At 45.0% G+C, this 10,267-nt stretch carries 8 protein-coding genes; 5 read left to right on the top strand and 3 right to left on the bottom strand.

What is annotated here, in order from left to right:
• The first annotated feature begins 329 nt into the window (after window positions 1-329).
• Window positions 330-1,832, top strand: a complete 1,503-nt coding sequence (locus tag AC805_RS03230; RefSeq protein ID WP_055074082.1) for an LCP family protein — start codon at window positions 330-332, stop codon at window positions 1,830-1,832.
• 255 nt (window positions 1,833-2,087) lie between these two features.
• Here AC805_RS03230 and AC805_RS03225 read toward each other — a convergent pair whose 3' ends face one another.
• Window positions 2,088-2,915 (bottom strand): SDR family oxidoreductase, encoded by an 828-nt coding sequence (locus AC805_RS03225; protein ID WP_055074081.1) that lies wholly within the window; start codon window positions 2,913-2,915, stop codon window positions 2,088-2,090.
• A 273-nt stretch (window positions 2,916-3,188) separates the two neighbouring features.
• The gene (locus AC805_RS03220) at window positions 3,189-3,845 is read right to left on the bottom strand and encodes an SDR family oxidoreductase (RefSeq protein ID WP_055074080.1); all 657 of its coding nucleotides are present in this window, start codon (window positions 3,843-3,845) and stop codon (window positions 3,189-3,191) included.
• Window positions 3,846-4,097: 252 nt separating this feature from the next.
• Here AC805_RS03220 and hemB point away from each other — a divergent pair, with 252 nt between their 5' ends.
• The 3 genes from hemB to AC805_RS03205 all read left to right on the top strand — a co-directional run bounded on the left by hemB (window position 4,098) and on the right by AC805_RS03205 (window position 6,998).
• Complete coding sequence (gene hemB / locus AC805_RS03215) at window positions 4,098-5,090, top strand: porphobilinogen synthase (protein WP_055074079.1); 993 nt, start codon at window positions 4,098-4,100, stop codon at window positions 5,088-5,090.
• Between the two features lie 17 nt (window positions 5,091-5,107).
• Window positions 5,108-5,833, top strand: a complete 726-nt coding sequence (locus AC805_RS03210) for a pentapeptide repeat-containing protein (protein ID WP_055074078.1) — start codon at window positions 5,108-5,110, stop codon at window positions 5,831-5,833.
• Window positions 5,834-5,894: 61 nt separating this feature from the next.
• Window positions 5,895-6,998, top strand: coding sequence for a tetratricopeptide repeat protein (locus AC805_RS03205; RefSeq protein ID WP_055074077.1), 1,104 nt, complete (start codon window positions 5,895-5,897; stop codon window positions 6,996-6,998).
• A gap of 192 nt (window positions 6,999-7,190) precedes the next feature.
• Here AC805_RS03205 and AC805_RS03200 read toward each other — a convergent pair whose 3' ends face one another.
• Window positions 7,191-8,795: a hypothetical protein gene (locus tag AC805_RS03200; RefSeq protein WP_055074076.1), complete on the bottom strand. Its 1,605-nt coding sequence runs from the start codon at window positions 8,793-8,795 to the stop codon at window positions 7,191-7,193.
• Window positions 8,796-8,904: 109 nt separating this feature from the next.
• Between AC805_RS03200 and corA the strand changes: the two genes are divergently transcribed.
• On the top strand, window positions 8,905-10,068 hold the full coding sequence (gene corA, locus AC805_RS03195; RefSeq protein WP_156341294.1) for a magnesium/cobalt transporter CorA: 1,164 nt from the start codon (window positions 8,905-8,907) through the stop codon (window positions 10,066-10,068).
• Window positions 10,069-10,267: the final 199 nt, after the last annotated feature.

Below are 10,267 nucleotides of genomic sequence, written 5' to 3'. Positions count from 1 at the left end.
TTTGTCCTAACATTACTGACTATAGCTATAACTCAGCTAATCTTAGGTTTACTTCACAATTTTTGCCCCGATTGGATAATCCCTAAATTGGCAAATATGTAGTATTATCCGACCAAATATCCTGCATAATCTGTCAAATTAATTTGATTCCGCACAATAGACTACATTGCCGTTTGTAATAATAATTTACGTTACAATGCTAAAGTTGGATGAAAATTAGTCTGCGAAGCTTAAGAACCCTGTAAAAACTCTTAAGTGAGAGTGAATTGAGATGGGCAAATTACCAAAAGCCCTAAAATCAAAACTCTTGTTGAGTACCATCCCCGCTCATGGATGGGCGATCGCTGAAGTCAACGTTCAGTCGTGAGGAGTATTCCCTACCTGTGGCAACAAATCCCATCAATCTAGGTAAATCTGATTTGTCAAACAAGTCACCGAAGCCCAAAGTGGCTTCAATCAAACATAAATGGACACTTTTTGTAGTGCTATTTGTGGCGCTGTTGTCAGGGGGACTAGGTGCAGGCCTAGCATTTGTCTTAAGTAGCAGACCTTTTCAGCAGCACCAACTATCCGCAGATGAAGCCGCTGTATTTAATCGTAACTCCGAAGGCATGACCTCGGCGATCGCAGGAGTACCAACGCTAAACCGTCCAGTTAACATCTTGGTGTTAGGGACGATCATGCTTACCTCTGACCTACCTGATGCCCAATCTCGACCTAAAGGTAAATATTTAGCCGAGCTAGACGACAATCTCAACGGCATGAGTGACGCAATGTTACTGATCCGTTTCGACCCCTCTACCCAAAAGGTTGCCGTTCTATCAATTCCCCGCGACAGTCGTGTGAATATTCAAGGAGTCGGCAAAACGAAGATCAATTTTGCCAACTATGCAGGTGGGGCAGCTCTATCGGCACAAACCGTCAGCCAAGTACTTGGCGATATTCCGATCGATCGCTACATCCGTTTTAATGTCAATGGCTTTGGTAAATTAATTGATGCCCTAGGCGGGATTGATGTATATGTACCGAAAAAGATGAAATATCAAGATGACAGCCAACATCTATATATTAATCTCAATCCAGGACAACAAAAATTAAACGGGAATAAGGCGATTCAGTATATGCGCTATCGCCATGACGATCTGGGCGACATTGGGCGTGTCCAGCGTCAACAGGCTTTTTTCCGTGCCTTTATCGATCAAAAGCTTAAGCCCGAAACCGTCGCTAAATTACCCGAAGTACTAGCGATCATAAAGGACAATATTGACACCAATCTATCAGTAGAAGAATTTCTAGCGATCGCAGGTTATACCTCGAAAATCGATCGCAAAAAAATCCAGATGCATATGGCTCCAGGCAGATTTAGTAACCCTGGGGAATTTGATAATCTGAGCTATTGGATTTTAGATAATCGCCTGCTTGCCAAGATCATGAACCAGAGTTTTGGAGTCATCAAACAAGCCGATGTGAGTGCATCCGATGATTCTCCTCAAAGTCTGCGGGTGGCGATCCAAGATAGTATGTCCCAGCCTGAAGGCTCCAAGAAGGCAACCACGGTTTTATCTAAAGCGGGATATGCCCAAGTATTTCCCGCCAGCGATCGCTGGACAAAATCCATCGCTAAAACTCAGATTATTGCTCAAAATGGCGATCGCGAAACTGCCGAGAAACTTCGCGATGCCTTGGGGCTTGGGGAAGTAGTTGTTGAGTCAACGGGTGATATTGAGTCAGATATTACCGTGAGGATTGGCAAAGACTGGTTACTGTCCAATAATATTCCTCTCAAACCAGTTTCCACCGCCAAACCAAAACCAATAACTTCAGGAAATTAAGCATAAATAAGTAGTGGGCGGTGCGGAGCACCGCCCACTACTTATACCAAATCACAAAATGGCGTTGCCATTTTGTGATTTTAAAACCCTTACTGGGTTTGGTTTTCAATTCCCAAAAGTGTAGCCACACTTTTGGGAATTGGTATTATTGGACTTTGATTAAAAACCAAGAAGAAAATGGCGGCGCTTCGCGCCGCCATTTTCTTCTTGGTTTTTGATTGGGAGATAACAATAGCTATTGATAGCTATTGTTATCTAGACTTTTGTTGACTGACGCACGATTTTAGTAAATAGAAAATCAGGCAAAATCTTCCGTAAAAATAATAATTGCTTAGCTAGGGGATCGGCTGGATAACGCAGCTTCCATGATTTATCCGTACTTGCTAGATAGATCGTTTTGGCAACCACTTCAGGAGGGGCTCCAGTTGTACCAATGCGATCAAGGTTGCTTAACACCCGATCGCTAAAGGGCTGATATTCTGGAAAACCAGCATTGCTGGCGCGATCGGACGATCGCTCGTAGAAATCAGTTTTGATCGGACCAGGCTCGATAATTTTGACACGAATATTAAAGGATAGGAGTTCATGCTGTAAAGACTCAGAGAATCCTTCCACAGCCCACTTTGTAGCATGGTAGAGACTATAAAGGGGAAAGGCGACGCGTCCACCAATGGAAGCCACATTAACGATTACTCCTTGCTGGCGATCGCGAAAATGGGGGAGGATAGCCCGCGTAACCGCCATTAAGCCAAAAACATTCGTATCGAATTGACGCTGGATTTGCTCAGCCGTAGAAGCTTCAAAAACTCCTAACGTGGCATAGCCTGCATTATTTACCAACACATCGATCGTGCCAAACCTAGAGATCGCCGCAGCAATTGCCTCAGCAATCGAAGTCTGGTTAGTTACATCTAGCAGAATACAAACTATCCGATCGAGCTTGACTAAGCTATCGGTTCTATTTATTTCTCGGTCAGGCGATCGCATAGTGGCAGCGACATTCCAGCCTTGTTTCTGGAAATACAAAGCCGTTGCCCTGCCAATTCCCGATGAGGCTCCAGTAATCAATACAGTTTTAGCCATTTTTGCTTGGTTTGATTGTACGGTTTGCGTGCGTGGCTCTTATCAATTCCGAAAACAATTCCGAAAACAATTCCGAAAATTCAGACTGATTCCATCCTATAACCGTTGTACCAAGTTAAGAAATGGCTACGCTATTTCTGATAGCTGCCGCCAATCTTGTTACGACAAAAGTAAAGCCCAAAATAGTGTTGCCGCGCTCCGCGCGGCAACACTATTTTGGGCTTTATGTCCTGATTCAGTTGACGAGTGTGAGAACACTTTCACGAATTGGTATTAAACCATCGCAAACAATTCTGCGATCGGGCGCTCTTGGATTGCTTCCTGAGTAACAATTTCGACAATCTTATTCTGGGCTGCTTCTACCCATAAAGCATCCACGGCAACCTGCGCCACCTTAGTACGCGAGATACTCCCCTCAAATAAAGTATCCGCACCAGACAAGACCAACCCACCCTGCTTCTCATAGTTAAGCAATCCCCCAGGACGGACGATCGTATATTTCAAACCACTATCTTGTAAATATTGCTCCCCTTGCCTTTTCCAAAATAGAACTAACCAGAAGAGGTTTAAAGGATGCAAAAATTTCGATACGCAAAGGGAAGAAATTAGCACAAAACATTTGATATCCTTCGACTTCGCAGCCTTCACTAAATTTTTGGTGCCAATATAATCCACCAGATAGGGCTCCATGAAGTTAAGACTCGGCTTTGCCCCCGTCGCACAAATCAGCAGATCACAATCAGCGATCGCTTCAATCAAGCCTTCGGCAAACATAACATTTCCTAACACTATTTCCGTCTCTGGGGGCAGAAGTTTTTTCGCCAGTTCTACATCGCGAACTAGGGCTCTCACAGGAATATGCCGCCTTACTAATTCAGCTACGATATGTCGTCCTGTTTGCCCTGTGGCTCCAGCTACAAATACTTTCATTATCATCCTTCCAATTTTTAGGGCAGTGCTAAGCATACATAAACTTACAGCAATTATCGATCAAACGAACCACAAGGAAAATTTTGAAAGCGTTGCTTCGCAACGCTTTCAAAATTTTCCTTGGTTTGGGTTTGAGCGCAAAGCGTTGTATGTTTGCCAATCTGGTATAATTGCAGTTTAAAAACAAGCGTTTTAAGCATTTTGATTTGATATCTTTGCGCCAAATCTATTAAGAAAAATTAAGAAACATCAATGCAACTCACTCACCGCCCTCGTCGCCTCCGCCGCAATCCTTCTATTCGCAGTCTCGTGAGAGAGAACCATCTCTCCGTTGATGATTTTATTTATCCAATGTTTGTAATGGAAGGAGAGAATAATCGCGTTGAAATTCCTTCCATGCCCGAAGCCTATCGCTTTACCCTCGATTTACTAGTTAAGGAAGTAGAAGAGATTTTCGCCTTGGGAATTAAGGCGATCGCTCTTTTTCCTGCGGTTCCTGAAGAGAAAAAGGATCTCACGGGTACAGAGAGCTTTAATCCTGAAGGTTTGGCACAGCGGTCAGTCAGAGCGATTAAAGCCGCGGTTCCTGAAGTTATTATCTTCACTGATGTTGCCCTCGACCCTTTCACTACCCACGGGCATGATGGCATCATTGATGAAAATGGCGTAATCCTCAATGATGAGACGGTAGAAGTTCTCGTCAAAATGTCTATCTCTCAGGCTGCCGCAGGTGCTGACTTTGTTTCTCCCTCCGACATGATGGATGGACGCATTGGCGCAATTCGGCAAGGACTCGATGCCAATGGCTTTGAGAATGTGGGTATTCTCGCCTACGCAGCCAAATATGCTTCCGCCTACTATGGTCCTTTCCGCGATGCCCTCGGATCTGCTCCCAAATCTGGGGACAAGAAGACCTATCAAATGGATCCAGCCAATTCTCGCGAAGCAATTAAGGAGGTATATCTGGATATTGCGGAAGGCGCAGATATCGTCATGGTCAAGCCTGCCCTCGCTTATTTAGATATCATCGCTAAGGTAAAAGATGCGACTAATGTACCTGTAGCTGCCTACAATGTGAGCGGTGAATATGCCATGGTCAAAGCCGCTGCCCAGCTTGGCTGGATCGACGAAAAGAAGGTTATGTTTGAAACTCTGCTGAGCATGAAGCGGGCGGGGGCAGATATTATCTTGTCGTATCATGCCAAATCGGTTGCACAATTGATTGCTTCGGGTTACCGTCCCTAACCATCTCCCCACCAACCATGAATGCCAAAGAACTTCTTGACAGCTACGCTTCGGGCGATCGCGATTTTAGCAAGCGATCGCTTGTGGGATTAATTCTAACTGGAGCCAATTTATCTGGGGCAAATTTTATTGAGGCAGATCTCGAAGAGATCACCCTCGATATAGCGAATTTAGAGGATGTAGAATTGAATCTTGCCAATTTGAACCGCGCTAATTTGAGTGGCTCGATTTTAATTCAAGCCAACTTGAACGGCACGATTCTGGAACAAGCTTCATTAATTGGAGCGAACCTATCGGAAGCCTTTCTCATCGAAGCCGATCTCAGCGATGCCATTTTAGTTGAGACTAACTTTAGTAATTCGTTTTTGACCAGTGCCAATCTCACGCGATCGCGCCTATGTCGCGCCAATCTATCCAATGCCTTTTTGACTGGGGCTTGCTTAAATGGAGCCGATCTGCGGGGTGCAAATCTCACGGAAGCCGATCTGACGCGGGCAAATTTAACGGGTGCAAATCTCGCTGGAGCCGATCTCAGTCGAGCGAATCTAACTAATGCCAAGCTAAATTGGGCTAATCTCGCAAATGCTAAATTAATCGGGGCGGATTTGACAGGAACCTATCTGTCAACCCTAAGGAGCATTGAGGGCACCGACTTTACTGATGCACGTAACGCACCGAACTCCGTCGAGCTAGTTAATCTGATTAATCTTGTTAATATAGAAGAGTTAAAACCAGAAGAATAGAATTTTATCGGCAAAGGTTTTGTACTTAAGGGTAAAATTCGTTAACGCAAATTAAAAGCTTATGCGCTTGTTTCGTTCTCTCCTCAGACTAATTCTCCCTCTAGCCATCGCACTCGCTGGAACAGTGTCTCTTCCAATTAACGATCGCGCTGATCGCGCCTATGCCCAATCCCCAAAGGATGCCACGGAATGGATCAAGCGAGGAAAGCTCCTTTGGCAAAGAAATGACATATCAGGAGCTGCCGCCGCCTATCAACAAGCAGCAAATCTCGAACCCAAAAACTCTAAAATTCTGACGAGTTTGGGCTTTTTATTAACCCAACAAAATAACTACTCTGCGGCGATCGCAGCTTTGGAAAAGGCGACAAAACTGGACGCAACCAATGCTAAAGCCTTTAATGCGCTAGGTTTTGTCTATGTCCGCATCAAGGATTATCCCAATGCTTTGACCGCCTATCGTTGCGCCATCAATTTAGATCGGCAAAATATTGATGCCTATAACAGTGTGGGTTTTCTGCTGACCGAGCAAAAAAACTACCCTGAAGCGATCAAGATTTATCGCCAAGCGATCGCCGCCGTTCCCAACGAAACTAAGAGCTACCTGAACTTAGGCTATGTTTTACAGCTTAAGGGCGATCGCAAGGGTGCTTTTGATATTTACAACCAAGCGGATAAAATTGCCCCTTTCAATGCCGATGTTTTAGTGGCGATCGGGGGATTGTTCGCCGACCAAAATCAAACGGAAGAAGCGATCGCAAAATACAAACGAGCCTTAGAAATCAATCCTCGCCATTTCTCGGCAAATCTCGCTATTTCTAGAGTATTCCAAAGTCAAGGTAATTACGTTGAAGCGATCACGGCGCTGCGGACTGCGGCCGCCGCCAAGAATATTCCTTCTAGCAATGCCATCGAATTACAAAAGGCGATCGCCGCTCTCTATATTCAGCAGGGTTCGCTATCGGGGGCGATCGTTGCCTATCGTCAAATTCTCGACATCGATACGGAAGATGCGCCGACTTACTTAGCCCTAGGTCAATTATTAGCATCACAACAACGAACGAGTGAGGCGCGGCAGATGCTCGAAAATGCGGAGCGGTTCTTTAATCGACAGGGGAATATCGATGGCTTAGCCCAAGCACGTAAAGCCCTATCGGAACTCAAGTAATTTTGATAATGGTCGGCGTGCTGCCGACCATTATTGAAAACGAGTTTGGATAAAGGGTTTGCTACGCAAACCCTTTATCCAAAGACCAAAAGTAAAAGCCTTGCTAAGCAAGGCTTTTACTTTTGGTCTTTGAAAATTGGTTTGAAAAACTAAAAATGGCTACGCCATTTTTAGTTTTGGTATTAATCAAAATCAATTAGGTATAGTCGCTGGCTCTAGTCCTGTTGCCTTACCAGCTTTACGCAGGCGATCGCTTTCGGGTTCCAACCATGCATAGACAAAGTGACTGAAGCAATTAATTTTCGGCTCAATGGCAAGAATAGCTTGCATTTGCTTTTCAAAGCTGGGATGCCCATCAAAACCTTGTCCCCAAGTACCTGCTAAGACTGGACAGACGAGGGTTTCAGGAGGACTTTGACGCACAACTTCGGCAACTTGCTCGGCAACACATTTACCATCGCTACAAAGCGCGTAGGTCATCGGATGACGTTCCATATAGGCAGGAAAACGATCCCAAGGCTGCATTCTCGCCTCATATTTACCATCCTCCACCCGATTACCATTGGGAAAAAAGACCGTACCGATGGGAATATTATTTTGCTTGAGCGGAGCCGAAATTGTAGAGACAAAATTAATTACTCCCTGATAGGCATGGTTCGTAGCAATATTCCACAGTAAACCTTCAGCGATCGCGGCTGTTTCCGCAGGATTTTTGATATTAGTGGGCTTGACCTTGAGGGATTCCGTCAGCTTCTTCTCGGTCTGCACGACATCATCCGCGGTCAAATCCCCTTTTTTGAGATAGATCGCCATCAATTCCCGCACGTTGCGATTATCGATGCTATTGAGCAAAGCCGATCGCGAAGCTGCCCCATGAATCCATAATTGCTTGACGTTATCGATTAAATTCCCCGTGGTATTGGTGGGATAGCGCACATAGTCAAATACCATGCCATCGGGCTGGCGCAGCATCAGCGCCTTAACCGCCGCAGTCAGATCGGCTTTAGCGATCGGGTTATAGGGATCGATAAACAGGTGATCGGCTTCATAGGCATCTTCATAAAAAGCTCGACCATTACTCACCAGTTTGCGATCAAAATTAGTATTGGCAATACTGTTATCCCCATCGCCATTAATTGCCACAACCCCCGATCGCCCCTTAATTTCGCTATAGCCATAGCCAAAGTTCATCGTAAATGACCAACCATAGACCTTAATGCCTCGCTCCTTGCCGATCGCGATCGCTTTTTTCCAGAGATCGTAATCCGCAGGCACTTCACCCGCATTTACCGCCTCTTCCATCACCGATCGCCAAGGGGTCGGATTGTCGGCGACGGGCAACAAGACCCGTCCATCATAAAAAACTTCAACGAATACTTGGTTATAACCGCGGTTCGCCATCCTATCAAATACATCCTCTAACACCCCTGCTTTCGCATCATTAGGATAGAGTCGGATCCAAGTCGCTTGGGTTTGCGGTGCGGTGCGATCGCGGCAGGTTTGGAGGTCGGCTTTATGTTTTTGAATAATTCCTTGATATTGGGCTTGATATTGGGCTTGAGCATTCGGATTATTGGTGTTAGCGATTAAAGCCGATTTTCGTAATTCATGTTTTCGCAAAACTTCCGCCCTACTCACATCACAAGTCGGTTTACCCCATAAAATTTGTTCAGGTAAAGCCCCTGCCATCGCTTTGCCCCCAAAACTATTACTTAAACCCAGACTCGCCAAAACAGCGATCGATAGAAAATTAAACCGATCTAGTTTTAGACTTTTGCGGACTATTTGACATTTCATAAACTTCAGAAAAAATATAAAAAGATGCTGGTGTTGCAAAGTGTTGTGATTCCCACATTTTTATAGACGGACTAGACTTAACAATGTGGCACACTGACAAGTGTATTTCATGACTCGCTTAACCATGCTTCATAACCCCACCAGATTTAAGCCTAGTCCCATTGAAGATGATTCTGATAATGATGATGAATTGGAGTTTTATGACTTTAACGAGCCAGAACCAGGGAGTCCGCCAGGAACGTTAATCATTGATGCGGATGCTAGCATTCCCAATATTTTCTTGATTGATTACAATGCGGCGGAAGCTTTGGGGGTTCAACTTGCCACCCCCGAAGATTGTATTCCCTATCTCGATAGTCATTCAGTGTCATGGGTTGATGTCCAAGGTTTAGGCTCTGAGGATGTATTGCAGCGTCTAGGTAAAGTATTCAGCCTCCACGCTCTCGTACTGGAAGATATCGTCAATATTCCCCAGCGTCCCAAAGTAGAAAGTTTCGACGATCAAGAACTAATCATTTTGCACATGGTCACTAGTCGCGAAGATGGTAGAGGCTTTTACGACGAGCAAGTCAGCTTAATTTTAGGTAAAAACTACGTCCTAACCGTGCAGGAGGAACCCGAAAATGACGTATTTGAACCAATCCGCCAACGCATTCATCGTAATCGCGGCGTAATCCGATCGCAAAGGTCAGACTATCTCACCTATGCCCTGATCGATGCGATCGTCGATGGCTTCTTTCCCGTACTTGAGGACTATGGCGAAAGACTTGAAGATTTGCAAGATGAAGTGGTGGAGAAACCCACTCGCCAAACCCTCGATAAGATCCACAAAATCAAGCGCGAACTCTTACTGCTCAGACGGGCGATCTGGCCGCAGCGCGATGCCATTAATGCGTTAATTCGGGAAGAAAGCCCCTTAATCGATCGCGAAGTACGAGTTTTTCTCCGCGATTGCTATGACCACACAGTACAGGTCATTGATATGGTCGAAACCTACCGCGAATTAGCCGCCAACCTCATGGATATTTACCTATCCTCCCTGAGTAATAGCACCAACGAGATTATGCGTTTTTTAACCGTAATTTCTACGGTATTTATCCCTTTAACATTTGTGGCGGGAGTGTATGGCATGAATTTCGATACTGAAATTGGCAATATGCCTGAATTAAAACTACCCTATGGCTATGCTCTATGCTGGCTGGGGATGTTGGGAATGTCAGGGGGACTATTGTTTTACTTTTGGAAAAAAGGATGGTTATTTAGCCCCAAATAATCGTCAAAATATGCTGAAGTACCTCAGCACAATTAAAATCCCGATATAAAACCTGTGGCGCAAGCTGCGCGTGCGTCACAGGTTTTATATCGGGATTCTTGAATTAGGACAAATCAAACCCCAAGAATTGACTGGCGGCGCGAAGCGCCGCCAGTCAATTCTTGAGGTTTATGTCCTAGTACAATTGGCGACAGCTATA

It is taken from the genome of Pseudanabaena sp. 'Roaring Creek', assembly GCF_001402795.1.
Taxonomy (GTDB): Bacteria; Cyanobacteriota; Cyanobacteriia; order Pseudanabaenales; family Pseudanabaenaceae; genus Pseudanabaena.
This window is presented reverse-complemented; position numbering and strand designations above follow the sequence as displayed.

What these genes read in the sequence shown, in the direction of transcription:
- AC805_RS03230 (WP_055074082.1), top strand. Translation starts at nt 330, where the DNA reads ATGGATGGGCGATCGCTGAAGTCAACGTTCAGTCGTGAGGAGTATTCC.
- AC805_RS03225 (WP_055074081.1), bottom strand. Translation starts at nt 2,915, where the DNA reads ATGGCTAAAACTGTATTGATTACTGGAGCCTCATCGGGAATTGGCAGG.
- AC805_RS03220 (WP_055074080.1), bottom strand. Translation starts at nt 3,845, where the DNA reads ATGAAAGTATTTGTAGCTGGAGCCACAGGGCAAACAGGACGACATATC.
- hemB (WP_055074079.1), top strand. Translation starts at nt 4,098, where the DNA reads ATGCAACTCACTCACCGCCCTCGTCGCCTCCGCCGCAATCCTTCTATT.
- AC805_RS03210 (WP_055074078.1), top strand. Translation starts at nt 5,108, where the DNA reads ATGAATGCCAAAGAACTTCTTGACAGCTACGCTTCGGGCGATCGCGAT.
- AC805_RS03205 (WP_055074077.1), top strand. Translation starts at nt 5,895, where the DNA reads ATGCGCTTGTTTCGTTCTCTCCTCAGACTAATTCTCCCTCTAGCCATC.
- AC805_RS03200 (WP_055074076.1), bottom strand. Translation starts at nt 8,795, where the DNA reads ATGAAATGTCAAATAGTCCGCAAAAGTCTAAAACTAGATCGGTTTAAT.
- corA (WP_156341294.1), top strand. Translation starts at nt 8,905, where the DNA reads ATGACTCGCTTAACCATGCTTCATAACCCCACCAGATTTAAGCCTAGT.